Below are 24558 nucleotides of genomic sequence, written 5' to 3'. Positions count from 1 at the left end.
CTCAGAGCCCCGGCACGCCCCCGCGGGCGATCTCCGCCGCCGCATGCGCCTCGAAGAGCCGCAGCACCCTCGTCTTCCGCGCCCCACGCATCGTCCCGAGGCCGAGACGGAGCGGCGCAAACCGCCCTTCGAGCGCGACGGCGGCGAGGGCGGAGCCGTCCGGCGCCTCCCGGCTCGGGGAGCGGATGTTGAGCAGGGCATAGCCGAAGCCACGCCCGACAAGGCTCCGCAGCACCGAAAGCTCCGCCGTCCGCTCCGCGATGAGCGGCCGGAACCCGTGCGCAAGGGTCAGGCCGAGGAAGTACTCACGGCTGATCGGCAGGTCGAGCAGCACCATCGGCTCCCCGGCCAGATCGTCCAGCGCCACGCTCTCCCGCGCCGCGAGCCGGTGCCCGGCCGGAAGCAGCACATAAGGGGAGAGCGCCGCGAGCGGGCGGAAGGCGATCTCCGCCGGAATTTCCATGTCATAGAGCAGCGCGACGTCGATCTCCGCCCGGCGGAGAAGCTCGAAGAGCCGCGCCTGGTCCGCCTCCACCTGGCCCACCCGCGCCTCCGGGCAGAGCGCGGCGAAGGAACGGCGGAGCGCGGGCAGGAGGAAGGGCGCGAGCGTGACGAAGCACCCGAGCGAGAGCGGCCCGCCCGCGGCGCTCGCCACGTCCCCCGCGACGTCATGCAGCGCCCGCCCCTGTTCCAGGAGCCGCTGCGCCTCCTGGAAAAGCCGCCGCCCGCCCGGCGTCAGGCTCAACCCCTGCGCATGGCGGCGAACGAAAAGCTGCACGCCGAACTCCGCCTCCAGCGCGGCGATGGCGGCGGAAATGGAGGGGGAGGAGACGGAGACCCTCTCCGCCGCCCGCGCAATCGACCCGGCCTCGCCCACGGCGACGAAGTATTCGAGCTGGCGGAGCGTGTAGCGGAGCGGCATGGCCGGAACCTGCGGGAGCGGCGGGCGGCGCGCAAGGGGCGGTCGGCCTTGCCGGGCGCCCCGGCCCGCGCCATGCTCCGCGCCGCCCAAGGAGGATTCATGACCGATCTCGCCCTCGTCTCCCGCTCCGCCGGCGGCGCCGTCGCCACCGTCACGCTCAACCGGCCTGAGGCGCTCAACGCGCTCTCCCTCGCGCTCGAGGCCGCGCTCCGCGACGCCTTCGCCGCGCTGGCGGAGGACGATGCGGTGCGCGCCATCGTGCTCACCGGCGCGGGCCGCGCGTTCTGCGCCGGGGTGGACCTGAAGGAGCTGGGGAGCGGCGCGGGGATGGGCCGCATCTGGCACGGGCCGGGCTCGCTCTCCCATCTCATGCGCGACTCAAAGGCGCCGATCATCGCCGCCGTAAACGGGCCGGCGATCACCGGCGGGCTCGAACTCGCGCTCCAGGCCGATTTCATCGTCGCCTCGGAAGCGGCGCGCTTCGCTGACACCCATGCCCGCGTCGGCATCACCCCCTCCTGGGGCCTCTCTCAGATCCTCCCCCGCCTGATCGGCCCCGCCCGCGCCCGGCGCATGAGCCTAACCGGCGGCTTTGTCGACGCGAAGACGGCCTATGAATGGGGCCTCGTCACAGAAGTCGTTCGCGCGGCCGACCTTCTCCCCCGCGCCGAGGCGCTGGCCGCCGAGATCGCGGAGACGGACGCGCTGGCGGCGGGCCGCATCCGCGGGCTGATGGCGGCGGGCGAGGGGCGGCCGCTGGAGGAGGCTTTCAGGATGGAGACGGAGATGTTCGACAGACACATGGCGGGCGTGACGCCCGAAGCGGTGGAGGCGCGCCGCGCCGCGGTGCAGGCCCGCGGCAAGCGCATCGCGGCGGGAGCGGGCGCATGAGCACGCCCCTCCTCTTCACCCCGATCACGCTCCGCGGCCTCACGCTCCGCAACCGCATCGTCATCGCGCCGATGTGCCAGTATTCGGCGGAGGAGGGGCTGGCGAACGACTGGCACTTCTCCCACCTCACCGCCTTCGCCCGCGGGGGCGCCGGCGCGATCCTCACCGAAGCGGCGGCGGTGCAGGCGCGCGGGCGCATCACGCACGGTGATCTCGGCATCTGGTCGGACGCGCATGCCGAGGCGCTGAAGCCGATCACCCGCTTCATCGCCGCGCAGGGCGCAGCGCCGGGCATCCAGCTCGCCCATGCGGGCCGCAAGGCCTCGATGCAGCGCCCTTGGTTCGGTAACGGCCCGCTCGGGCCGGAGGATCACGCCCGCGGCGACATGCCGTGGACGGTGGTCGGCGCCTCCCCCGTCCCGCTCGACGAAGGCTGGCTGACGCCGGAGGAGATGAGCGAGGCTCACATCGTGCAACTGATCGGGGATTTCGCGACAGCGGCGAAACGGGCCGACGACGCGGGCTTCGCCTTCGCCGAGCTTCACGCCGCCCACGGCTACCTGATCCAAACCTTCCTCTCCCCCCTCTCCAACAAGCGCAACGACCGCTGGGGCGGGGACCTTGCGGGCCGCATGCGCCTCGCGCTGGAGACGGCGCGGGCTGTCCGCGCGGCATGGCCGGAAGAGAAACCGCTCTTCACCCGCATCTCTTCGGTGGATGGGATCGATGGCGGCTGGACTCTGGACGACAGCGTGATCCTCGCCCGGGAACTCAAGATGCTTGGCGTGGACGTGATCGACTGTTCCTCCATGGGCAATTCCGCCGGCGGCGCCACCGCGAACCCGGCCGCCCGCGGCGCCGGGTTCCAGACGCCCTATTCCGCCCGCATCCGACGGGAGACGGGGGCGAAGACCATGGCCGTCGGCCTCATTCTCGACGGGCCCATGGCGGAAGAAGTGCTGCAGGAAGGCCGGGCCGACCTCGTCGCCATCGGGCGGGAGGCGCTCTTCGACCCGTTCTGGGCCCACCACGCCGCGCATGAGCTTGGGGTGGAGGACTGGTCCGCCTGGCCGAAGCAATACGGCTGGTGGCTGGAGCGCCGCGCCGGCGCCGTCCGCCGCATCCGCGAGGCCCCGGAGGGCCGGAATCTCCCGCCAGCCTGAGGGCGCCGGGCGCGCCTTGCCCCCGCTTCCCGCCCGGAGTAGGTTCCGCGCCCGCGCGGCGGCGGTCGCCGCGCGGCAAGTGAGGTCTCTCCCATGTTCCACGGCTCGCTCCCTGCGCTCGTCACCCCCTTCCGGGACGGAGCGGTGGACGAGAAAGCCCTGGCCGATCTCGTCGAATGGCAGATCGCGGAGGGGAGCCACGGCCTTGTTCCCGTCGGCACGACCGGGGAAAGCCCGACGCTGAGTCATGAGGAGCACGAGTTCGTCATCGCCCTCGTCGTCCGGGCGGCGAAGGGGCGCGTTCCCGTCATCGCCGGCGCAGGCTCGAACAACACGGCGGAGGCGATCCGCTTCGTCGAATTCGCAAAGAAGGTGGGGGCGGACGGCGCACTCGTCGTCACCCCCTACTACAACAAGCCGACCCAGCGCGGCCTCTACGCCCATTACAAGGCGCTGAACGACGCGGCGGACATCCCGATCATCATCTACAACATCCCCGGCCGCTCCGTGGTCGACATGTCGGTGGAGACGATGGCGCGCCTCGCCGAGCTCCCGAACATCGCCGGCGTGAAGGATTCGACCGGGGACGTTTCCCGCGTCTCCGACCAGCGGGCGGCCTGCGGGAAGGAGTTCATCCAGCTGACCGGGGAGGACGCGCAGGCGCTCGGCCACCGGGCGCATGGCGGCGTCGGGGCGATCTCCGTCACCGCCAACGTCGCGCCGCGGCTCTGCGCCGAGTTCCAGAACGCCCTCTCCGCAGGAGACTGGAGCCTCGCGCGGGACCTGCATGACCGGCTGATGCCGCTCCACCGCGCCCTCTTCGTCGAGCCCGGCGTCGTCGGCGCCAAGACCGGGCTTTCCCTCCTCGGCAAGTGCTCGGACGAGGTCCGCTCCCCGCTCACCCCGGCCCTGCCCGAGACGAAGGCGGCGATCCGCGCGGCGATGGTCTCCGCCGGCGTACTGAACGGCTGATGGCCCCCAAGAAGGAGCCGAAGCAGAAGATCGCCGCGGAGAACCGCAAGGCGCGGCACAACTACTTCATCGAAGAGGAGCTCGAGGTCGGCATCATGCTGGAAGGCTCCGAGGTGAAGGCCCTGCGCGAGGGGCGCGCGCAGATCGCGGAGAGCTACGCCAATGTGGAGGGCGGGGAACTCTGGCTCATCAACGGCTACATCCCGGCCTATGCGCAGGCCAAGACCTTCGGCCATGACGAGCGCCGCCGCCGCAAGCTCCTCGCGAAAAAGGCGGAGATCGCGAAGCTCTGGCAGGGGATCGGGCGCGAGGGGGCGACGCTGGTGCCGCTGAAGCTCTACTTCAACGAGAAGGGCGTCGCGAAACTCTCCCTCGGAATCGCCCGCGGCAAGAAGATGGCCGACAAGCGCGAAACGGAAAAGGCGCGGGACTGGGCGCGGGACAAGGCGCGCCTCCTGCGGGAGAAGGGATGAGCGCCCTTTTCGCCGCGCTCGACGCGACCTGGCCGGCGGCGGAGACGAGGGAGCGCGCCGGCTGGCTTCTGCGCCGGGGCGCCGGCGGCGGGCGGCGCGTCTCCTCCGCCACCGCGCTCCATCCCGATGCGGATATCGCGGATGCCGAGGCGGGGCTGGCGGCTTGGGGGCAGTCGCCCGTCTTCCGTATCTCCGGGGCGGAGACGGCGCTCGACGCGGCGCTCGAAGCGCGGGGCTATGCCGTCGAGGCCCCTTCCGTCCTCTTCTCCACGCCCGCCGCCTCCCTGCTGGACGACCGGCCGGAGACGGCGCGCGTCGTCCGCGGCTCCGGGCGCGTCGCGCTGATGGAGGAGATCTGGGCCGCGGGCGGGATCGGCCCCGCCCGGCTCGCGGTGATGGACCGCGCCGCGCCGCCGAAAGCCTTTATGCTCGCAAGGCTGGGGGACCGGCCCGCCGCCGTCGCCTTCATCGCCGCTGCGGGTGGCGTCGCAATGATCCACGCGGTCGAGACCTTGCCCGAACATCGCCGCAAGGGCGCCGCGCGGATGCTCCTCGCCGCCGCCGCGCGCTTCGCGGTCGAGACCGGGGCGGAGACTCTCGCCCTTGCCGTAGAGGCGAAAAACGAACGCGCGATCCCGCTCTATCTCTCTCTCGGCATGGGCGAGCGGGCGCGTTATCATTACCGTGTCAAGCCGGGCTGAACCCGGCGGGGAGGCGATATGGGCGGAGAGCGGCTGACGGCGCTGAACCTTCCGGCGGTCGAGCCGCTGCCGGAGGATATCGAGAAATACTACCAGGTCTGCGAGGAAAAGCTGGGGATGATCCCCAACGTCCTCGCCGCCTACGCCTTCGCTCCGGAGCGGCTGCGCGCCTTCTCGCGCATGTACAACGAACTGATGCTGGCCGAGTCGGAGCTGACGAAGGCGGAGCGGGAGATGATCGCCGTCGCCGTATCGTCGGAGAATCACTGCTTCTACTGCCTTGTCGCGCATAGCGCCGCGCTCCGGCAATTGACCGGAGACCCGGCGCTGGCGGAAACCATAGCCGCGAACTACCGCATGGCGGACCTTCCCCTTCGCCAGCGCGCGATGCTCGACTTCGCGGTGCTGGTGACGAAGGCCAGCGCGACGATCGGGGAGGCGGACCGGGAGGCGCTGCGCGCGGCCGGCTTCTCCGACCGGGCGATCTTCGACATCGCGGAGGTGGCGGCCTTCTTCAACATGACGAACCGCGTCGCCTCCGCCATCGCCATGCGGCCGAACGCGGAATATCACGGGCAGGCGCGGTGATCCGCGTCGCGCTGGCGTTGGCGCTCGCGCTCCTCGCCGGCGCCGCGGCGGCGCAGGAGGAGGCGGCGCCGGAATTCGGCGCGCTCGAAGGCGCGGAGCTGAGCCATTTCCTGACCCGGAGCTTCGACGATTACGCACTCCCCGTCGGGCGCTTCACGCGGGAGGGCAAGCCGGTCCGCGTCGTCGAGGGGGCGGTGCGGGAATTCGTCTACCGGCTGGAGGGCGAGACCTCGACGCTGGAAGCCATCCGCAACTACGGGCGGCGCTTCGAGGAACTGGGCTACGATATTCTCTTCGAATGCGCCGGGGACGAATGCGGCGGGTTCGACTTCCGCTTCGGGGTCTATCTGGTCGAGCCGCCGGCGATGCGGTTCGACCTCGCCGATTTCCGCTATCTCGCGGTGGAGGCGGAGGGACGCGCCGCCTCCGTCATCGCCTCGCGGCAGGGCGGGCGGCTCTATGTCCAGATCGTCGCAGTGGCCGGGGAGGACGCGCCGGAGCGGATGACCCCGGCGGGCGCCGCTCCGCCGCCGCGCGCCAAGCCGGGGGAGGCGCGGCTCTTCGAGATCGCCCGGCGGCTGACCGAGGACGGGGCCGCGCCGCTCGACGGCATCGCCTTCGAGGCCGGCTCGGCGCAGTTGACGGCGGAATCCGGCCCGGTTCTGGACGAGGTGGCGAAGGTGCTGCGGGCCAATCCGGACCTCTCCTTCCTCGTGGTCGGCCACACCGACAACGAAGGCGCGCTGACGCCGAACATCGCCCTGTCGCTCAAGCGCGCGGAGGCGGTGGCGGCGCGGCTTGAGGCGGCGGAGGGCGTCGGCGCCGGGCGGCTCATCCCCTACGGCGTCGGCTTCCTCGCCCCGCGCGCCAGCAACATGAGCGAAGAGGGCCGGGCGCTGAACCGGCGGGTGGAGCTGGTGCTGCCGTGAGGCTTTGCGACGTCGAAGACGCAGGGCGACCGCAGAATGCTTTTTCTAATAACATAACAAAATCAATATATTGACTTCGATTTCCATGGAAATCCTCTGGAATCGGGCGATTTCGACCTGCTCAAGGCGGCCCCTGCGCGCCTCTCAACGCCGCCTGAAAGCCGCCGCCAGCTCCACATGGCCGGACCAGAGGAACTGGTCGACCGGGACCACCCAGTCCATCTGATACCCGCCGTCGATCAATGTCCGCGCGTCCCGCGCGAAGGTCGCCGGCTCGCAGGAAAGCATGGCGAGCCGCTCCGGCCCCGCCTTCGCCAGCTCCTCGCATTGCGCCGCCGCCCCCGCCCGCGGCGGGTCGATCACCGCGCCGTCGAGCGCGGCGAGCTCGGGCGCGAGGAGGGGGCGGCGGAAGAGGTCCCGCGCCCGGGCGACGACCCGCTTCAGCCCCGGCGCGGCGCGCCAGCCGGCGTCGAGCGCGGCGACCATCGCCGTCTCCCCCTCCACCGCCAGCACCTCCGCCTGTTCCGCGAGCGGCAGGGCGAAGGCGCCCGAGCCGGCGAAAAGGTCCGCGATCCGCTTCGCCGGGCCGAGCGCCTCCCGCGCCGCCTCCAGCAGCGCGACCTCCCCCTCCCTCGTCGCCTGGAGGAAGCCGCCGGGCGGCGGCTCCACCAGCGCCGCGCCGAAGCGGTGGAAGGCGGGCCGCCTGGAGGCGACGATCTCCCCGTTCCAGGCGAGGCGCGCGAGGTCCGCCTCCTCGGCCAGCGCGACGAGGTCGCCCCAGAAAGCCGGGTCCAGCGGCTTGCCGCCTTCGACGCTGAGGTCGAGCCCGCCTTCGGAGAGCGTCGCCGTCACCCGCAGCTCCCCCTTCCGTGACCCGCCGATCCGCGCCAGCCCCCGCGCCGCTTCCAGCGCGCCGAGGAGCGGCGGGGCGACCAGATGGCAGTCCTCCAGCGCCGCGATCTCCCCGCTCCGCCGCCCGTGAAAGCCGGCGAGCGCCCCGGTCTTCGTCCGCCGCGCGGCGAAGACGGCCCGGCGGCGGGAGCGGGGCGGGGAGGTCCGCGTCTCCCGGATCTCGACGCCTTCGATCCCCCTTCGGGCGAGCGCCTCTGCGATCCGGTCCCGCTTCCAGCCGGCGAGGAAATGCCCGGAGGCGTGCTGAAGGGCGCAGCCGCCGCAAGCGCCGAAATGGCGGCAGGGCGGCGGGGCGCGTTCCGGCGAAGGGCGGAGTATTTCGAGCGCCGCCATGCGGCCGCCTTCGACGACCCCGCGCACCCTCTCCCCCGGCAGCGCGAAAGCAACGAAGACGCCCCCGTCGGCCTCCCCGTCCCCGGCCGCGCCGAGACGGACGATTTCGAGCTCGGCGCTCATGGCCCTGCCAGCCGCAGCCGGGCGCGGGCGGAGACCGGGATGAACCAGAGGCTGACGGCGAGGAGATAGGCCGCCATGCCCGCGCACTGCGCCTCGAACCCGACGCCGGCGTCAAGAAGCGCGCCGCTCAATCCCGGCCCAAGCGCCGAGGCGAGGACGGCGAGCGCATAGGTCAGCGCCTTGACGCCGCCAAGCCAGCGTGTCCCGTAAAGCTCCGCTGTGACGGCGCCGTGGACCACGGATACGGCGCCCGAGCCGATCCCCCCGACCGCGAGCGCGATCACGCCGGCGAGCAACCCGCCGGAAAGCCCCATGAGCGCCGCGCCGGCCGCCCAGCCGAGAAGGTAGACAGGCAGGAGCCGGGCGACCCCGAACCGGTCCGCCGCCCAGCCGAAGCCGAAGCTCCCCGCGGTCGCGGCGAGGGAATGGGCGGGAAAGGCGAGCGCGGCGTAGGCCGCAAGGTCCCAGCCCTTGATCTCAGTAAGGTGGACGGTCTGGAAGAAGACAACCGTTCCGATCCAGGCCGGGCCGATCAGCCCGGGGACAAGCGCCCAGAACGTCCGCTCGGACACCATCTCGGAACGTGTCCAGTGCCGCCCGTCCATCCCGGCGGAAAGCTCCGGCGCCTCCGCCGCCGCAAGCGGCCTCCGCTCCCGCCGCAGGAGCCATGCGAGCAGCGGCGCAAAGACCAAGAGGAGAGCGCCGGCGATCAGGAGCCACGCGTCACGCCATCCGACCAACCCGATCACGGCGATCGCACCCGCCGGCAGGATCGCCTCCCCCAGCGAGAATCCGAGCGTGGCGATGGCGATGGCGCCGGCCCGCTTGGCGCGGAACCACTTGCCCATCGAGGTCATCGCAATGTGGCTCAGCATCCCCTGCCCGCAGAACCGGAGCCCGAATATGAGGAGCGCAAGCGTCCACCACGCCGTGACGAGAGAAAGGCCGACAGCGACGAGCGCGAATGCGAACAGAACCGCGAGGGCCAGCGGGCGCGCCGGCCAGACATCGGCAAGCCGCCCCGCCTGGGTCAGCGCGACGGCGGAGGCCAGCGTCGCCGCCATGTAGATCGCACCCCAGTCGCCGTGGCTGAGCGCAAATTCCTCCCGCCATACGCCAGCGAAGGCGGCGATGAAGAAGGTCTGTCCGAAGCTTGAGCCGAACGCCATGAGCGCGCCGGCGGAGAGCCAGGGCGCATCCGGGCGGAGCGAAGCGAGAACGGTCATGAGCCGGGCTTACGCCGCTTGCCGCCGCGCCGCCAGTGGCCTCGCTTCTTGCGCGCCGCCGCGCCCCATGCTTTACCCCGACGACCTGAACGGGAGGACGATCATGGACAAGCTCGACAAGCTCACCGGCGTCGCCGCGCCGATGCCGCTCATCAACATCGACACCGACATGATCATCCCCAAGCAGTTCCTGAAGACAATCAAGCGCACCGGCCTCGGCAAGAACCTCTTCGACGAGATGCGCTATGACGAGGCGGGGCGCGAGAAACCCGATTTCGTGCTGAACAAGCCGGCCTATCGCGAGGCGAAGATCATCGTGGCGGGAGAAAATTTCGGCTGCGGCTCGAGCCGGGAGCATGCGCCGTGGGCGCTGCTCGATTTCGGCATCCGCTGCGTGATCGCCCCCTCCTTCGCGGACATCTTCTACAACAACTGCTTCAAGAACGGCATCCTGCCGATCGCCCTGCCGCAGGAGGAGGTCGACAGACTTCTGGACGACGCAGCGCGCGGCGCGAATGCGGTGTTGACCGTCGATCTCGAACGGCAGGTGATCTCCGGCCCGGACGGCGGGGAGATCGCCTTCGAGGTGGACGCGTTCCGCAAGCATTGCCTCCTGAACGGGCTCGACGATATCGGTCTCACAATGGAGAAGGCGGCCGACATCGACGCCTTCGAGACCGAACGGTCTGCAAAGCAACCATGGCTTGCCGGCGCCTGAACTCCAAATCGGAGAGAAAGGTCGGCTTCGCCCCTCGCAAAGCGAGGTGAGCCCCGCTATCCTCCGGCCGCTCGGCAGGCGGGGGAGGAGCGATGCGGCGCGGGGCCTATGCGGCGGGCGTGTTTACTGCCTCGGCCTTCTTTCTGCCCGCCGCGCTCGCGCCTGGCCCCATAACTCTGGCGCATGGCGCAGCGACGGCGCTGGCGCTCTGGCTTGGCTTCGCGGTCTGGCGGGGGCATGGACGGCGCGATCTTCCGTCATCGTTGCCGCTACGGATTTTTCCGGTCGCGCTGGGGCTCACGCTATCGGCGGCGACGGTTTTTCTCGCCGTGATCGCCGGGGCCTGGGCGGAGCCCGGCGGGCCGCTCCTTGCGCTTGTCGCGCTGCTCCGGTCCTGGTGGCTCTTCCCGGCCAGTCCGGTGGCGATGTTCACGGCGGCGGAGCCCGGGCTTCCGCCGATTTCGGAGGCTTCAGCCCGGTTGGCGACCTTGGCGGCGACGTCAGCGCTGTTCGCGGGCATTGTCTTCGGTTTCCTGACGCTGATCGGCGCGGTCTCCGAACGGGAAAGCCTGCACGACCACGCCTCGATCTGGAAGGATGGGCGCGCGCCGGACAGCGCGGCGCGGTTGTCCGACCGGGGCGCGCGCGGCCTCAGGCCGGTTTCCGATCCGCTTTCCACCGCCCGACGGACCCCGGTTTCGGGCCGGCTCTGGCTGCGGTCGCTCTCGCTTCTCGTCGCCTTCTTCTGCCTTCTCTACGCCCCGGTCTTCGCACGGCTGGTCGGCGGCGCGCAGATCCCACAGGTCGATGCAGCGTTTTCGGCCTCGCCGCTCGGCGGCCCCTTCGTCACGCTCTGGCTGATCGGACTGTGGGGGACTTGCCTCTCCTCCGCCCTGATCTTCTCGGCGGCCTATCTCCGCCTCGGCTTTGCGCTCGCACGATGAGGAGGGCGGCGGCGCTCCTCGCGATCTTGCTCGGCTCGGCGGCGTCGGCGGAAGCGCCGCCGCCGCCGGCTGAGGGCTCGGTCCGCATCGCGAGCTTCAACGCCGCCTTGAGCCTTCCCGCACCGGGCGAACTCGTACAGCGCCTGCGCCTCGGCGGCTCGAAGCGTATCGACATTGCGGCGGAGATCATCCAGCGGGTCCGCCCGGACGTGATCCTGATCAACGAGATCGACCATGACCGGCGCGGCGTCGCCGCGGCGCTTTTCCGCGACCATCTACGGGACGGGAGAGGCGGCGCGGAGGGTATCGACTATCCCCATATCTTCACCGCGCCGGCGAATACCGGCGCCGCCTCCGGCTTCGATCTCGATGGCGACGGGCGGAAGGACGGGCCGCGGGACGCGTTCGGCTATGGCCGCCACGAAGGCCACTACGGCATGGCCGTGCTCTCCCGCCTCCCGCTCGATGAGGCGGGCGCGCGCACCTTCCGCGAAACGCTCTGGGGGGACATGCCCGGGAACCTCCTGCCGGCGGGCCATTTCGGGGAGGCCGCCGGCGCGCTCCGGCTCTCCTCCAAGAGCCATTGGGACATCCCGGCCCGCCTGCCGGACGGTCGCATCCTCCACCTCCTCGCCTCGCACCCGACCCCGCCGGTCTTCGACGGGCCGGAGGATGCGAACGGGCGGCGGAACCATGACGAGATCCGCTTCTGGGTCGACTATATCGGCGGCGCCGACTGGATGAAGGACGATCAGGGCCGCGCCGGCGCGCTTGCCCCCGGCGCGGCCTTCGTCGTGCTCGGCGACCTCAACGCCGATCCTGCGGACGGGGCCGCGCGACGTGGGGCGCTCCAACTCCTCCTCGCGCTGACCGACGACCCGGGGCCGGAAAGTGCGGGCGGCGCGGCGGCGGCGGATGCGGGGCATCGCGGCGACCCCGCGCTCGACACGGCGGACTGGCGCGCGCCGCCGCAGGGCCCGGGGAACCTGCGCGTCGACTATGTCCTCCCCTCGAAGGGATGGGAGATCACGGGCGCGGGCGTGTTCTGGCCGACGCCGGATTCACCCCTCGCACGGCTCATGGGCCGCGGCGGGCCGGACCATCGCCTGGTCTGGGTCGATCTCCGCTGAGGCCGCAGGAAACGGGTGGCGCGGCGCCGCTCCGGCCCGCACATTCGGGGCGAAGGAGACGACGATGAACCAGGTTCCCTCCCCCTCCGCCTTCCATTACGGTCTGATCGCCGAGGCGCTGCGCCTCATCGAGGAGGCCGTGCCGGAGCAGCCGGGGCTCGACGAGATCGCGGCGCGGATGGGCTTCTCGCCCGCGCATTTCCAGCGCATGTTCTCCGAATGGGTCGGCGTCTCGCCCAAGCGGTACATGCAATACCTGACGCTCGACCTCGCCAAGCGCCTGCTGGCGGAGCGCTTCACGGTGCTGGAGACGACGATGGAGGCCGGGCTTTCCTCACCCGGCCGGCTCCATGACCTCTTCGTACGGTGGGAGGCGATGAGCCCCGGCGCCTGGGCCTCGGGCGGCGAGGGGCTCGACATCGCCTTCGGCTGGTTCGACGGCCCTTTCGGCGAGACGCTGGCGATGGGGACGGAGCGCGGACTCTGCGGCATGGCCTTCGCGGCGGAGACGGGGCGGGCTGCGGCGCTGGCGGACATGCGGGGGCGCTGGCCCAACGCGCGTTTCAGGGAGGATCCGGCCGCGCTCGCCCCCTGGGTTTCGGCGGCGTTCGGGGGCGAGGGGGAGGCGCGGCTGGCGCTGATCGGCGCGCCGTTCCAGATCAAGGTCTGGGAGGCGCTGCTTTCGGTGCCGACCGGCCATGTGACGACCTATTCCGAGATCGCCCGCGTCATCGGCCGACCCAAGGCGGCGCGGGCCGTCGGCACGGCGGTGGGGCGCAACCCGATCTCCTGGCTCATCCCCTGCCACCGCGCCCTGAGGAAGAGCGGCGAGCTCGGCGGCTATCACTGGGGCCTTCCGGTGAAGCGGGCGATGCTCGCCTGGGAGGCGGCGCGGGCCGGCGCCTGAGGTTCAGAGGCGGCGGAGCCGCGCGGCGCCCGCCTGCATCTCTCCCTCCGCCCGGTCGAAGCGCAGATGGGCGAGCCCTTCGCCCCCGGCGACGGTGTGGAGCGTGCCGGCGGGCTTGCCCTCCGCCTCCACCGGCGTTCCGGGCGCCGCCTCGCCCTCGACCGAGACGCGGACGAGGCCCTTCTTCAGCTCGGTCTTGTGCTTCATCCGGGCCGTGACCTCCTGCCCGACATAGCAGCCCTTGCGGAAGTCGACGCCGCGCAGCCGCTCGAACCCGGCTTCGAGGATATAGGTCTCGTCCGGGATCAGCTCGGCGCCGCTTTCGGGGACGAGGCGGGCGACGCGGAGCGCGTCATAGGCCGACAGGCTCCCCTCCGCGGCGCCTTCGGGGCGGGCGAGGCCGTAGAGGCGAAAGCCGAGCGCCGGGTCGCGCGGGTCCGCCAGCGCGCCCTCGGGCGGCTCGCCGCCCCAGAAGAGCGCGACGGGAACGCCCGCCGGCGCGATCTCCACCTTGCGGCGCAGGCGATACATCGAGAGCCGCTGGACGAGCGCCGCCGCCCGGTCCGCCGCCACGTCGAGGAGGAAACCCTCCCCTTCCCGCCCGACGAAGAAATCGAAGAGGTATTTCCCCTGCGGCGTCAGGAGCGCGGCGTAAAGGAGCGCGCCTTCGCCCAGCTTCGAGAGATCGTTGGTCACGAGGTCCTGGAGGAAGTGCTCAGCCTCCGGCCCCGCGACTCGGACGGTCGCCCGCCACTCCGCCGGCATCCAGAAACCCTCGCCCATGCGCGCCTCCCTTCAGATCGTTCCGCGAAGATAGGGGCGGCCGAGCCGTTTGGCGACCGCCCCGATGCGCACATTGCACAGCCATGCCAACTAATTGACGATAAAGGTGAATCTATCATGATACCCCATGTGCGCAAATCGGTGATTTTCGTGGCGGCCTGCGGTCGGGGAAGAACCATGGCCGCGCGAACGGGGCTTGCGCAACCGGTGTTCCGGCCCGATGCTTCCGCCGCCAGAAACGGGAGAACGCCATGTCCACTTCGATCCTCCGCCACCCGACCACCCACAACGACCCGGATTGGGAGATGCGCTGCGACCTCGCGGCCTGTTTCCGATGGGCGGTGCGGATGAACTGGCATGAGGGCGTCTCCAACCATTTCTCCGCCGTGGTGGACGACGAGACGAACGGGGGCGGCGGCTCCCGCTTCCTGATGAACCGGGACCAGATCCATTTCACCCGCGTCACCGCCTCCAACCTCCTGCTGCTGGACGCGAACGACCCCGACGTGATGAAGGGGCCGGACGCGCCGGACCCGACAGCCTGGGCGCTCCACGGCGCGATCCACCGCCACGTTCCCTTCGCGAAGGTCGCGATCCATCTCCATTCGAAATACGCCACCGTCCTCGCCTCGCTGGCGGACAGCCGGCTTCCGGCAATCGACCAGAACTCGGCGATGTTCCATGACCGCGTCGTGATCGACGAGAATTATGGCGGCCTCGCCTTCGACGAGGAGGGGGAGCGCGTCGCCTCGCTCTTCACCGATCCGAAGAAGAAGGTGATGGTGATGGGCAACCACGGGATCATGGTCATCGGCGAGACGATCGCCGAGGCGATGAACCGGACCTATTTCTTCGAGCGGGCGACGGAGACCTACATCACCGCGCTGATGACGCAGCGCCCGCTCCGCTATCTCTCCGACGAGGTGGCCGAGGCTGTCGCCTTCGAGACGGAGCGCTATCCGGGCCAGGCCGTGCGGCACATGGCGGAGATCCGGCTCAACCTCGACAAGACCGAGCCGGACTACGCCGCGTGACAGCGGGCGCCGTCGAGATCGGCGGGCCTCGGCCCGGCGATCTCGGATGGCTGATCGGTCTCCACGGGCGCTGGTATGCGGCCCATTGCGGCTTCGGGCTCGACTTCGAGAGGATCGTGGCGGGGATTGCGGCGGACGTCTCCGCCCGGATCGCCCCGCCCCGCGTCTCCATGCTCTTCGCCCGGGATGAGAGCGGCCCGCTCGCGACGCTGACGGCGGACGGGGAGGACAGGGACGAGGCCGGGCGCGGGCATATCCGGATCGTGATCGCGGAGGAGCGGGCGCGCGGACTCGGCCTCGGCCATAGACTGATGGCGGAGGGGCTGGCGGCGTTGCGGGAGGCCGGGCTCAGGGGCGCGTGGCTCGACACTTTCGCCGGGCTCGACGCGGCGCGCGCCGTCTATCTCCGCGCCGGCTTCCGGCTTCTCCATGAAGCGGAAGGGCGAAGCTGGGGCGTGGCGGTGCGGGAGCAGCGCTACGCGCTCGACTTCTGAAGGCGGCGGCTCACGCCGCCGGGCGGGGGAGGATGGGCGGCGAAATCTCATCGGGGATCGGGCAGCGATAGGGCGTGCGCGCCAGCATCCGTTCGTGCTCCGCCTTCGCGGCGGCGAGGGCCGCCGGCTCGGTGATGAGGCGCGCCGCGGTGGCGGCCATGATCTTCGCGGCGTGGACCATGCCCTTCTTCGCCAGCGGCGATTTTCCCTGCGCCGTGAGCTGCCAGGTGTGGAAGGGCGTGCCGAGCGCGCAGGTCGTCACCCGCGCCTGAACCGTCGGCGCGGCCCAGCTCACGTCTCCGACATCGGTTGAGCCGTCCCCGCCTTCGGGCCGCCGGTCGAGCGGCAGGAGGGCCTCCGAGAGCGGGGAGTCGGGGTCCAGCTCGACCCCCATGCGGCGCATGGCGGCCTCCGTATCCTCGGGGCCGAGCGTGGCGCGGATGGCTCGGGCGAAGTCCCGATCCGCCTCGTCGAATACGGGCGGGCCGAGGCGGTCGAACTCGGCCTGCATCGCCGCCTCCAGCGCGGAATTGCCGACGAGATTGGAGACGCCGGAGAAGATGCGCGTCTCCACCCGCGTCTCCGTCATCAGGGCCGCCCCCTCGGCGATCTTGCGGACGCGGGCGACAAGCGCGGCGAGGCCCGCATTGTCCCGCGCGCGGATGAGCTGGCGCACCGTCGCCTTCGCCTGCACGACATTGGGCGCGGCCCCGCCGGCGTCGATATAGGCGTAGTGGATGCGGGCGTCGTCCGGCATATGCTCCCGCATGTAGTTGACGCCGACATTCATCAGCTCGACCGCGTCGAGCGCGGAGCGGCCGAGCTCCGGCGCGCCGGCGGCGTGCGCCGCCTTGCCGTGGAAGGTGAAGTCGATCCGCGTATTCGCGAGCGCGCGGGCATGGTCCACCGCGGTGAAATAGGCGGGGTGCCAGGTGATCGCGGCGTCCACATCGGCGAAGAGCCCGGCGCGGACCATGTAGGTCTTCGCGGCGCCGCCCTCCTCCGCCGGGCAGCCGAAATAGCGGACGCGGGCTTCGATCCCGGCCTCGGCCAGCCAGTCCTTCACCGCGGTCGCGGCGAGGAGGGCGGCGGCGCCGAGAAGGTTGTGGCCGCAGCCATGGCCGGCGCCGCCGGGCTCGGCGGGGCTGTGCTCCGCGACGCCCGCCTCCTGGCTGAGGCCGGGCAGCGCGTCATACTCGCCAAGAATGGCGATGACGGGCCCGCCCTCCCCCGCCTCCCCGATCACCGCCGTCGGGATGCCTGCCGGGGCTTCGACGATCCGGAAGCCTTCGGCGCGGAGCGCGGCCTCATGCTCCGCGACGGCGCGGAACTCGGCGTAGAGCGTCTCGGGCGCGTCGAAGATCCGGTCCGACAGGGCGAGGAAGGGCGCGCGCTTCGCCTCCACAAGGTCCGGGATCGGGTCGGAATTCCGCATCGTGCTCTCCTGTCTCACGCCGCCATCTGGAGCGCGGCGGCGGCGGCGCGCAAGCTCAGACGCGGCGGAAGGCGAGGAAGCCCGTCATCGCCGCCCAGGCGAGCGCGAGCGCGCCCCAGGTGATCGCGTATTCGAGGTGGTTGTTCCGCACATCCACCGCCGCCAGCGGCTGGGGCAGCGGCCATTCGCCGATAGCGGTGGAGGTTTCCGCGACGACCAGAACGGGCTCCGTGCCGAAAAGCGCGGCCATCTCTGTCAGGTCCCGTTCCGTCCAGACATTGTCGGAGGCGCCGAAATCCGGGCCCTCGTCGCCCTCCTCGGGCCAGCGGAGCGCGCCGACGAGGATGATCGGGCCTTCCGGCGCGGGAGTAGGGCGCGAGGCGGCGCCGCCTTCGTTCTTTTCCTCGACGGGGACATAACCGCGATCCACCATCACGCGGCGACCATCCGAGAGCGTAAGGGGCTGGATAACGCGATAGCCCGGCCCGTGGGGGCGGGCCGAAGTGAGCAGCGGCGCATCGACGAAACCGTGCGCGCCCGGCGCGAACTCGAAGCGGCCGCTCAGCGCGACGCGGGAGAATTCCTGGATCTCCGGGTCGAAGGCGACGGGGAGAGGAACGGGGTCGGCGGCGAGTCGCGCCTCGAGTTGCGCGATCACGCCCTCCTTCCATTCGAGCCGCTGAAGTTGCCAGATGCAGAGGCCGATCAGGATCAGGATGCCGAGGGCGCCCGTCGCCAGAACGCCGATGCGGCCGAAAGAAGAAGGGCGGCCGGAGCCGCCCTTTCCCGCCCCTTGAGCCATGAGGGCCTCAGGCCCCCCAGACGTAGACGGCCATGAAGAGGAAGAGCCAGACGACGTCCACGAAGTGCCAGTACCAGACCGCCGCCTCGAAGCCGATATGCTTCTCCGGCGTGAAGTGGCCCTTCAGCGCGCGGAAGTAGCAGACGGCGAGGAAGATCGTGCCGACGATTACGTGGAAGCCGTGGAACCCCGTCGCCATGTAGAAGTTCGCGCCGTAGATGTTTCCGGCGAAGCCGAAGGCGGCGTGGCTGTATTCATAGGCCTGGGTGATGGTGAAGAGCACGCCGAGCAGGACCGCGATGAGGAGGCCCCACTTGAGCCCCTCCCGGTCCCCCTCCTGCACTGCATGGTGCGCCCATGTCGCCGCGCAGCCGGAGCAGAGGAGGATCAGCGTGTTGATGAGGGGCAGGTGCCAGGGATCGAAGGTCTCGATCCCGACGGGCGGCCATACGCCGTCCGCGCCGTAGGCGGTCGCGGTCGTCTTCGTCGCGACATCCGCCATCGGATAGATCGCGTGCTTGAAGAAGGACCAGAACCAGGCCGCGAAGAAGGCGACCTCGGAGGCGATGAACATGATCACGCCGTAGCGGAGGCCGATGGAGACGACGGGCGTATGATCGCCCGCCTGGCTCTCAGCCACCACTTCCGCCCACCAGCCGTACATGACGTAGAGGACGCCGAGGAGGCCGACGACCGCGATCAGCGGCGTATAGTCATGGAACCAGAGCACGGCGCCGAAGAGCATCACGAAGGCGCTGAGCGCCCCAAGGAAAGGCCAGATGCTCGGCGCGATGATGTGGTAGTCGTGATTCTTCTCGTGGGCCATCTCGTTTCCCCTCGGCGGATTTCGCCTTGTCACCCGGCCGGGTCGGGTGCGTCAACGGCTTGCGGCGCGGCGGCCGCTTCCGGCATGTCGGTTTCGTGGAACGTGTATGAAAGCGTGATCGTGTGCACGAGGGCGGCTTCCTCGTCTTCCATGATCGACGGATCGACGTAGAAGGTCACCGGCATCTTCACAGACTCGCCGGGCTGGAGCACCTGTTCGGTGAAGCAGAAGCAGGCGATCTTGGTGAAATGGCCGCCGGCGGAGAAGGGCGTGACGTTGAAGCTCGCCGTGCCGGCCACCGGCCGGTCGGTCGGGTTCGTCGCCTCGTAGAAAGCCAGGCCAGTCTCGCCGATCCGCACCGTCATGGACGTCTCGACCGGGCGGAAGCTCCACGGCATCCCACGCTCCACGCTCGCGGCGAAGCGCACTGTGACCTCGCGGTCGAGGATCACGTCCGGCGCGGTGTCCGACACGGAAGTCGTGCCGCCATAGCCGGTGACGCGGCAGAAGAGATCGTAGAGCGGCACGGCGGCGAAACTCATTCCGAGCATGAAGACGCCCAGGCCGGCGAGGCCGAACATAGTCTTGCGGTTGCGCACCGACCCTGTCATCGCGACTCGCTCCAGCTCATTTCGGGTTTGATCACGTTGGCGCCGAGCTTCGCGATCGTCACGCCGAACATCAGCGCGACGAAGCCGATCAGAAGCACGCCGATGGCCATGTTCCGCCCGCGGCGGCGGCGGTGCAGTTCGTGCTCCTCCCGCCCGATCATGCGCCGAACCCCGGAACCGGGAGGGCGAGCCCTGCATGGCGGAGCCCGGCCTCGACCGCGAGCGCGGAGAAGACGAGGAAGAGCCAGAGGATCGAGAACTTGAAGAGCCGCTTTTCCGCCCGGTGCCCGTCCGCCTCCGCCGCCTCTTCGGAGCGGATGCCGACAAGGGCGGCGAGACGCAGGAACTCGGCGGAGAGCGCCCCGGCGGCGACGAGGTAGAAGAGCCCGCCGATGGCGGTGAAGGCCGGCGCGACGGCGACTGCGGCGAGCGCGACAGAATACCAGAAGATCTGCCGCCGCGTCGCCCGCGGCCCGGCGACGACCGGCATCATCGGCACGGCCGCCCGTTCGTAGTCGCCGTTCCGGTAGAGGGCGAGCGCCCAGAAATGCGGCGGCGTCCAGAGGAAGATGATCGCGAACATCAGCGCCGCCTCCAGCCCGACGGACCCGGTGGCGACCGCCCAGCCGAGGAGCGGCGGGAAGGCCCCGGCCGCGCCGCCGATGACGATGTTCTGCGGCGTCGTTCGCTTCAGCCACATCGAGTAGATCACGGCGTAGAAGAAGATCGTGAAGGCGAGGATGCCGGCGGAGAGCCAGTTCGCGAAGAGCCCGAGCATCGGCACCGAAAGGAGCGAAAGCCCGAGGCCGACTGCAAGCGCCTCACCGCCCGCCACCCGGCCGGAGGGCACGGGGCGGTTGCGCGTGCGCGCCATCTTCACGTCGATATCGGCGTCCCACCACATGTTGAGCGCGCCCGAGGCGCCGGCGCCGACCGCGATGCAAAGGATCGAGGCGAAGGCGATCATGGGGTGGACCGGGACCGGCGCGACGACCAGCCCGACCAGCGCGGTGAAGATGACAAGAGACATGACGCGCGGCTTCAGCAGCGCGAAATAGTCCCCGAACTCGGCGTCGCGCGGCGGCGCGGCTTCGGCGGAGAGGGTGCTGGCCATCGGCTCGCTTCGGCGCCGTTCAGTCCGCCGCGGCGAGCGTCACGCCGTTCTTCGGCGGGAGGCCCTGCGCGACGCGCGTCTCGTCGACCCAGGCGGCGTAATCCTCGGCGCTCACCACCTTCACCGTGATCGGCATGTAGGAATGGTCCTTGCCGCAAAGCTCCGAGCACTGGCCGAAATACGTCCCCACACGGTCCGCGTTGAACCAGAGCTCGTTCATCCGGCCCGGGATCGCATCCACCTTCACGCCGAAGGAGGGGATCGTCCAGGCATGGATCACGTCCGCGCCGGTGACGAGGAGATGGACGTTGGCGCCGACCGGGACGACCATCGCCGTATCCGTCGCGAGCAGATACTCGTCATCGGCGTAGCCGTACTCCCCGAGTTCGTCCCTCGCCAGCATGATCGCGTCAAAGCCGATCTCCTCGTCAGGATACTCGTAGGACCAGTACCACTGGTTTCCCGTCGCCTTGATCGTGAGGTCTGGCTCCGGCACGTCGAGCTGCTTGAAGAGGATCGGGAGCGAGATCGCGCCGATGACGAAGAGGATGACGATGGGCCCGGCCGTCCACGCCACTTCAAGCCCGACATGATGGGTGAAGCGCGCGGGGGTCGGGTTCTTCTTCTCGGAGAACCGGAAGATCACGATGCCGAGGAGCGCAGTGACAAGCACGACGATGGCGAGGCTGATCCAGTGCAGGATCGCGTCGAACCACACGAGATCCCGCATCAACTCGGTCACCGCCGGCTGGAAGCCGATGCCGTCCGGAACAGGCTTGCCGACGCTTTCGGCGGCGGCGGCGCCGGCGATGAGCGCCGTTGCGGCGGCGGCGGAGAGGCGGGCGGCGAGTTTCGCTCCGGTCATGTTCGGGACCCCTGGACCTTGATCCGCCCAAAGGCGGTTTCGCTTTTGGCGGCGGACCGCCTATCTTCACTGCGTCTAAGACCACAGCCCCCTTTCGAGGGCAAGCTGGACGATTGCGTCATATTGCGTCATCCAGCGCCTGATCGAGAGGCAGAGTAGCATCGGAGACGCGCCTTGACCCGCGACATGAGCGACGATGACGGCCCATTCCGCCCCTTCGAAACCGATCTCGACAGGCAGGAGGCGCTCGGCATCCTCCACGGGGCGGTGGCCGGCGCGGATGACGGGGAGCTCTTCCTCGAACGAACCCGCTCTGAATCGCTGACCTTCGACGACGGGCGGCTCCGCGGCGCCTCCTATGACAGCGCGAAGGGTTTCGGGCTCCGCGCCGTCGCAGGCGCGGCGGCGGGGTATTCGCACTCGACCGAACTCAGCGCCGCGGCCCTCGCGCGCGCGGCGGAGACGGCGCGGCTGGCGGCGGCCGAGGGCGGCGGGACGCTGGCTGCGCCGCCGGCCGCGAGCAACCAGAGGCTCTATGTGCAGGAGAGCCCCGTCTCCGCGATGAGCTTCGGGGCGAAGGTCGACCTCCTGAAAGAGATCGACGACTGGCTCCGCGCGCGCGACCCGCGGGTCAGGCAGGTCTCCGTCAGCCTCGCCGGCTCGTTGCAGGAGGTGGAGATCCTGCGGCCCGAGGGCGGCGGCCTTCGCGAGGCGCGCCCGATGGCGCGGCTCTCCGTCTCCGTGATCGTCGAGAAGGACGGGCGGCGTGAATCCGGCTCTGCGGGCGGCGGCGGGCGGATCGGCTACGAGACGCTGATCGCGCCCGAGGCCTGGCGGCGCGAGGCGGAGGAGGCGCTCCGCATCGCGCTCGTCAATCTCGAGGCGGAGGAGGCGCCCGCCGGCGTCATGGAGGTCGCGCTCGGCGCGGGCTGGCCGGGCATTCTGCTCCACGAGGCGATCGGCCACGGGCTCGAGGGCGACTTCAACCGCAAGAAGACCTCGGCCTTCTCCGGCCTCATGGGCCAGCGCGTCGCCGCGCCCGGCGTGACCGTGGTGGATGACGGCACGCTGCCCGGCCGCCGCGGCTCCCTCTCCTTCGACGACGAGGGCACGCCGACCTCCCGCACCGTGCTGATCGAGGACGGCATCCTCGTCGGCTACATGCAGGACCGGCAGAACGCGCGGCTGATGGGCATGGCTCCCACCGGAAACGGCCGGCGCCAGAGCTTCGCGCATATCCCGATGCCGCGGATGACCAACACGATCATGGCGAACGGCTCCGCGAAGCCGGGCGACGTCGTCGCCGCGGTGAAGGACGGGATCTACGCCGTCGGCTTCGGCGGCGGGCAGGTGGACATCGTGAACGGCAAGTTCGTCTTCTCCTGCACCGAGGCCTACCGGGTGAAGAACGGCAAGGTGCTGCATCCGGTGAAGGGCGCGACGCTGATCGGCGACGGGCCGACAGCGCTTCAGCGCGTGCGGATGATCGCGAACGACATGGCGCTCGACCCCGGTATCGGCACCTGCGGCAAAAACGGGCAGGGCGTGCCCGTCGGCGTCGGCCAGCCGACCCTGCTGATCGACGGGCTGACGGTCGGCGGGGCCGCCGCCTGAAGCCGTGATTCCCTCCCCCGAATCAAAGGGTTGGACCAGAAGCCTTTTGATGTGATATTTCCGACAAAAGAGCGGATCGGGCGGCGAGGAACAGGAAAATGGCGGATTTCACAGGGATTCCCCTTCTTGAAGGACTTCCGGAAGCGGTTGGGGCCCGCGCGGCGCCGCGCTGCCGCTGGCGCCATTTCGAGGCGCATGAACTGATCGTCGATTACGGCGACGAATCGAACGACGTCATCTTCATCATTTCCGGCCAGGTCCGGGTGCTGATGTCCTCCGCCTATGGCCGGCACGTGATTCTGAACCACCTCGACAAGGGCGACTTCTTCGGGGAGATGTCGGCGATCGACGGTCGCTCCCGCTCAGCCTCGGTCATCGCGCTCTACAATTCCGAGGTCTGCGTGATGCCCGGCGAGGTCTTCATGGAGATCGCGACCACGATTCCGGCCGTCGCGAAGCGGACGATGGAGAAGCTCACCGAGCGGGTGCGGACGATCAACGAGCGGCTGGCGGAGCAGGCCTTCCTCACCGCGCGGCAACGGCTTTGCGCGGAGCTTCTCCGCCAGTCCCGCCCGCGGGCGGGGCATCCGGGGCAGCGCATCGTCTCGCCGCCGCCGATCCAGGAAGATCTCGCCAATCTCATCTCCTCCCGGCGCGAGGTGGTGAGCCGGGAGCTTTCAGCGCTGACGAAGGACGGCGTGATCGAGCGGAGCCGCGGCGGGCTCATCCTTTCGGACGTCGAGGAGCTTTCCCGCCGCGTCGAGGAGGCTATGGGGCCGATCCGGCCCTGAGCCGCCTTCAGGCGAGCGCGGACGCCTCGGCCTCAAGTCGCTCCACCAGAGCGGGCTGGAGCCGGAGCCGCGCCGCCAGCGCCTCGAGCCACGCGGCCTCCGCCGGATGATCGGGGACGATGGCGAGACGCGCGGCGAGCCAGAGTTCCGCCGCCTGCTCCGGCCCTTCGGCCAGGGCGGCAATGTCCGCAAGGCTCGGCGGCGCGGCGAGCGCGTCGAAGACGAAGCCCTTCTCCTCGCCTGAAAGCGGCAGCGAGGTGAGCCTGTCGAAGATCGCCGCGCGCTCCTCCGGGCCGATATGCCCGTCCGCGTTCGCTGCGCCGATCATGGCGAGGACCAGCGCGAGTTCGAAAGGCCGGCCGTCGGAGGCCGGCGCGGAGGCGGGGAGGAACTTCGACCCCTCGGGCGGCGGCGGCAATTGCGAGCCGAGCGCAGGCTCGCCGCCCTTCCCAGCCTCGAAATTCCGCCAGGCGCGATAGGCGAGCGCGCCGAGCGCCGCGGCGCCGCCGTAACCAACGGCGCCGCCGGCGATCTTTCCGACCGTCTTGCGCGCGGATTTCGAACCGAGCAGCAGCCCGATCAGCCCGCCTGCGGCGAGCCCGCCGCCGACGCCCGCCATGCCGGAGCCGGCCAGCCTGTCCCGCGCGGCGTTCGCCGCGCCGCCCGCCTTGCCGGCGGCGTCAGGGCCGAGGAATTGTTCGAGGAGAGCGCGCGGGTTCATCGGAAACCTTTCATTCGACGGCCTTGATCGACCTTCAGGCGGAAATAGGCGCCGCGCCGGAAAAGCGAAAGGCCCGGCGCTGCGGCCGGGCCTCCGTGACTTCGCACCTCGAACTCAGATCGATTCGCGGATCCAGGTCTCGATCGAGGATTTCGGCACTGCGCCGACCTTGGTGGAGGCGGGCTTGCCGTCCTTGAAGAGGATCAGCGTCGGGATGCCGCGCACGCCGTAGCGGGAGGGGCTGTTCGGGTTGTCGTCGATGTTGACCTTCGCGATGACGACGTCATCGCCCATCTCGCGGGCGATCTCTTCCAGCGAAGGGCCGATCTGCTTGCAGGGGCCGCACCATTCCGCCCAGAAGTCCACCACCACCGGCTTGGAGGATTTCAGCACGTCGGTCTCGAAACTCGCGTCGGTGACTGCGACGGTCGCCATTCGGGGCCTCTCTTTCCTGTCTGCGCCGTTGTTGAGGGGGCGTTCGCCCGGCGCTTGAGGGAAGCTATGAAGGCGCCGCCCGCCGGTCAAGCGGGCGGCGC

At 70.3% G+C, this 24558-nt stretch carries 28 protein-coding genes; 15 read left to right on the top strand and 13 right to left on the bottom strand.

Annotated elements, in window-relative coordinates; all coding sequences use genetic code 11:
• Position 1: 1 nt before the first annotated feature.
• Positions 2–922 carry a LysR substrate-binding domain-containing protein gene (locus ACE37J_RS18810; RefSeq protein ID WP_409714196.1) on the bottom strand — a complete coding sequence of 307 codons (921 nt, stop codon included), beginning with the start codon at positions 920–922 and terminating at the stop codon, positions 2–4.
• Between the two features lie 99 nt (positions 923–1021).
• Here ACE37J_RS18810 and ACE37J_RS18805 point away from each other — a divergent pair, with 99 nt between their 5' ends.
• From ACE37J_RS18805 to ACE37J_RS18775, 7 genes are all read left to right on the top strand, one after another.
• Positions 1022–1813, top strand: coding sequence for an enoyl-CoA hydratase (locus ACE37J_RS18805; RefSeq protein ID WP_409714193.1), 792 nt, complete (start codon positions 1022–1024; stop codon positions 1811–1813).
• On the top strand, positions 1810–2976 hold the full coding sequence (locus tag ACE37J_RS18800; protein WP_409714190.1) for an NADH:flavin oxidoreductase/NADH oxidase: 1167 nt from the start codon (positions 1810–1812) through the stop codon (positions 2974–2976). The genes ACE37J_RS18805 and ACE37J_RS18800 overlap by 4 nt, the downstream gene beginning before the upstream one ends.
• Before the next feature lie 93 nt (positions 2977–3069).
• A complete protein-coding gene (gene dapA / locus ACE37J_RS18795; protein ID WP_409714187.1) occupies positions 3070–3948 on the top strand; it encodes a 4-hydroxy-tetrahydrodipicolinate synthase in 879 nt (292 codons plus the stop codon).
• Entirely contained in the window at positions 3948–4421 is a 474-nt protein-coding gene (gene smpB / locus ACE37J_RS18790) for an SsrA-binding protein SmpB (RefSeq protein WP_409714184.1), read from the top strand. Before dapA ends, smpB begins: the two co-directional genes overlap by 1 nt.
• Positions 4418–5122, top strand: coding sequence for a GNAT family N-acetyltransferase (locus tag ACE37J_RS18785; protein ID WP_409714181.1), 705 nt, complete (start codon positions 4418–4420; stop codon positions 5120–5122). Before smpB ends, ACE37J_RS18785 begins: the two co-directional genes overlap by 4 nt.
• A gap of 18 nt (positions 5123–5140) precedes the next feature.
• Positions 5141–5710, top strand: a complete 570-nt coding sequence (locus tag ACE37J_RS18780; RefSeq protein WP_409714178.1) for a peroxidase-related enzyme — start codon at positions 5141–5143, stop codon at positions 5708–5710.
• Positions 5707–6639 carry an OmpA family protein gene (locus ACE37J_RS18775; protein ID WP_409714175.1) on the top strand — a complete coding sequence of 311 codons (933 nt, stop codon included), beginning with the start codon at positions 5707–5709 and terminating at the stop codon, positions 6637–6639. The genes ACE37J_RS18780 and ACE37J_RS18775 overlap by 4 nt, the downstream gene beginning before the upstream one ends.
• 144 nt (positions 6640–6783) lie before the next feature.
• On the opposite strand, the gene ACE37J_RS18770 is transcribed toward ACE37J_RS18775, so the two are convergent.
• The gene (locus tag ACE37J_RS18770; protein ID WP_409714172.1) at positions 6784–8007 is read right to left on the bottom strand and encodes a class I SAM-dependent RNA methyltransferase; all 1224 of its coding nucleotides are present in this window, start codon (positions 8005–8007) and stop codon (positions 6784–6786) included.
• Entirely contained in the window at positions 8004–9233 is a 1230-nt protein-coding gene (locus tag ACE37J_RS18765) for an MFS transporter (protein WP_409714169.1), read from the bottom strand. Before ACE37J_RS18765 ends, ACE37J_RS18770 begins: the two co-directional genes overlap by 4 nt.
• Before the next feature lie 103 nt (positions 9234–9336).
• Here ACE37J_RS18765 and leuD point away from each other — a divergent pair, with 103 nt between their 5' ends.
• The 4 genes from leuD (at position 9337) to ACE37J_RS18745 (ending at position 12932) form a co-directional block, all read left to right on the top strand.
• A complete protein-coding gene (gene leuD, locus ACE37J_RS18760; protein ID WP_409715472.1) occupies positions 9337–9951 on the top strand; it encodes a 3-isopropylmalate dehydratase small subunit in 615 nt (204 codons plus the stop codon).
• A 92-nt stretch (positions 9952–10043) separates the two neighbouring features.
• Complete coding sequence (locus ACE37J_RS18755) at positions 10044–10895, top strand: hypothetical protein (protein ID WP_409714166.1); 852 nt, start codon at positions 10044–10046, stop codon at positions 10893–10895.
• A complete protein-coding gene (locus ACE37J_RS18750; RefSeq protein WP_409714163.1) occupies positions 10892–12025 on the top strand; it encodes an endonuclease/exonuclease/phosphatase family protein in 1134 nt (377 codons plus the stop codon). The genes ACE37J_RS18755 and ACE37J_RS18750 overlap by 4 nt, the downstream gene beginning before the upstream one ends.
• Positions 12026–12089: 64 nt before the next feature.
• On the top strand, positions 12090–12932 hold the full coding sequence (locus tag ACE37J_RS18745; protein WP_409714160.1) for a methylated-DNA--[protein]-cysteine S-methyltransferase: 843 nt from the start codon (positions 12090–12092) through the stop codon (positions 12930–12932).
• A gap of 3 nt (positions 12933–12935) precedes the next feature.
• Here ACE37J_RS18745 and ACE37J_RS18740 read toward each other — a convergent pair whose 3' ends face one another.
• On the bottom strand, positions 12936–13715 hold the full coding sequence (locus ACE37J_RS18740) for a YgfZ/GcvT domain-containing protein (RefSeq protein ID WP_409714157.1): 780 nt from the start codon (positions 13713–13715) through the stop codon (positions 12936–12938).
• Positions 13716–13966: 251 nt separating this feature from the next.
• Here ACE37J_RS18740 and ACE37J_RS18735 point away from each other — a divergent pair, with 251 nt between their 5' ends.
• The gene (locus ACE37J_RS18735; RefSeq protein WP_409714154.1) at positions 13967–14749 is read left to right on the top strand and encodes a class II aldolase/adducin family protein; all 783 of its coding nucleotides are present in this window, start codon (positions 13967–13969) and stop codon (positions 14747–14749) included.
• Positions 14746–15243 (top strand): GNAT family N-acetyltransferase, encoded by a 498-nt coding sequence (locus tag ACE37J_RS18730; protein ID WP_409714151.1) that lies wholly within the window; start codon positions 14746–14748, stop codon positions 15241–15243. The genes ACE37J_RS18735 and ACE37J_RS18730 overlap by 4 nt, the downstream gene beginning before the upstream one ends.
• Positions 15244–15253: 10 nt before the next feature.
• On the opposite strand, the gene ACE37J_RS18725 is transcribed toward ACE37J_RS18730, so the two are convergent.
• From ACE37J_RS18725 to coxB, 7 genes are read right to left on the bottom strand one after another with little or no spacing between them, the layout of a single operon-like run.
• Positions 15254–16696 carry an amidohydrolase gene (locus ACE37J_RS18725; RefSeq protein ID WP_409714148.1) on the bottom strand — a complete coding sequence of 481 codons (1443 nt, stop codon included), beginning with the start codon at positions 16694–16696 and terminating at the stop codon, positions 15254–15256.
• Between the two features lie 37 nt (positions 16697–16733).
• Entirely contained in the window at positions 16734–17480 is a 747-nt protein-coding gene (locus tag ACE37J_RS18720; protein ID WP_409714145.1) for an SURF1 family protein, read from the bottom strand.
• A gap of 7 nt (positions 17481–17487) precedes the next feature.
• Positions 17488–18306 carry a cytochrome c oxidase subunit 3 gene (locus ACE37J_RS18715; protein WP_409714142.1) on the bottom strand — a complete coding sequence of 273 codons (819 nt, stop codon included), beginning with the start codon at positions 18304–18306 and terminating at the stop codon, positions 17488–17490.
• Between the two features lie 29 nt (positions 18307–18335).
• Complete coding sequence (locus ACE37J_RS18710) at positions 18336–18917, bottom strand: cytochrome c oxidase assembly protein (RefSeq protein ID WP_409714139.1); 582 nt, start codon at positions 18915–18917, stop codon at positions 18336–18338.
• Positions 18914–19078: a hypothetical protein gene (locus ACE37J_RS18705; RefSeq protein WP_409714136.1), complete on the bottom strand. Its 165-nt coding sequence runs from the start codon at positions 19076–19078 to the stop codon at positions 18914–18916. Before ACE37J_RS18705 ends, ACE37J_RS18710 begins: the two co-directional genes overlap by 4 nt.
• Positions 19075–20031: a heme o synthase gene (locus ACE37J_RS18700; RefSeq protein ID WP_409714133.1), complete on the bottom strand. Its 957-nt coding sequence runs from the start codon at positions 20029–20031 to the stop codon at positions 19075–19077. The genes ACE37J_RS18705 and ACE37J_RS18700 overlap by 4 nt, the downstream gene beginning before the upstream one ends.
• Positions 20032–20050: 19 nt before the next feature.
• The gene (gene coxB / locus ACE37J_RS18695; protein WP_409714131.1) at positions 20051–20896 is read right to left on the bottom strand and encodes a cytochrome c oxidase subunit II; all 846 of its coding nucleotides are present in this window, start codon (positions 20894–20896) and stop codon (positions 20051–20053) included.
• 186 nt (positions 20897–21082) lie between these two features.
• On the opposite strand from coxB, the gene tldD reads away from it, so the two are divergent.
• Together tldD and ACE37J_RS18685 are read left to right on the top strand one after the other, a co-directional pair.
• On the top strand, positions 21083–22510 hold the full coding sequence (gene tldD / locus ACE37J_RS18690) for a metalloprotease TldD (RefSeq protein ID WP_409714128.1): 1428 nt from the start codon (positions 21083–21085) through the stop codon (positions 22508–22510).
• Positions 22511–22608: 98 nt separating this feature from the next.
• Complete coding sequence (locus ACE37J_RS18685; RefSeq protein WP_409714125.1) at positions 22609–23301, top strand: Crp/Fnr family transcriptional regulator; 693 nt, start codon at positions 22609–22611, stop codon at positions 23299–23301.
• 7 nt (positions 23302–23308) lie between these two features.
• Here the strand turns inward: ACE37J_RS18685 and ACE37J_RS18680 are convergent, their stop codons facing one another.
• Together ACE37J_RS18680 and trxA are read right to left on the bottom strand one after the other, a co-directional pair.
• Complete coding sequence (locus tag ACE37J_RS18680; RefSeq protein ID WP_409714122.1) at positions 23309–24022, bottom strand: tellurite resistance TerB family protein; 714 nt, start codon at positions 24020–24022, stop codon at positions 23309–23311.
• Between the two features lie 114 nt (positions 24023–24136).
• Complete coding sequence (trxA, locus tag ACE37J_RS18675) at positions 24137–24457, bottom strand: thioredoxin (protein ID WP_409714119.1); 321 nt, start codon at positions 24455–24457, stop codon at positions 24137–24139.
• Positions 24458–24558 lie beyond the last annotated feature (101 nt).

The sequence above is a fragment of the Pikeienuella sp. genome, assembly GCF_046290545.1.
Lineage (GTDB): Bacteria > Pseudomonadota > Alphaproteobacteria > Rhodobacterales > Rhodobacteraceae > Pikeienuella.
Note: the sequence above shows the minus strand (reverse complement) of the source record. Positions and strands in the feature narration are given on the sequence as shown.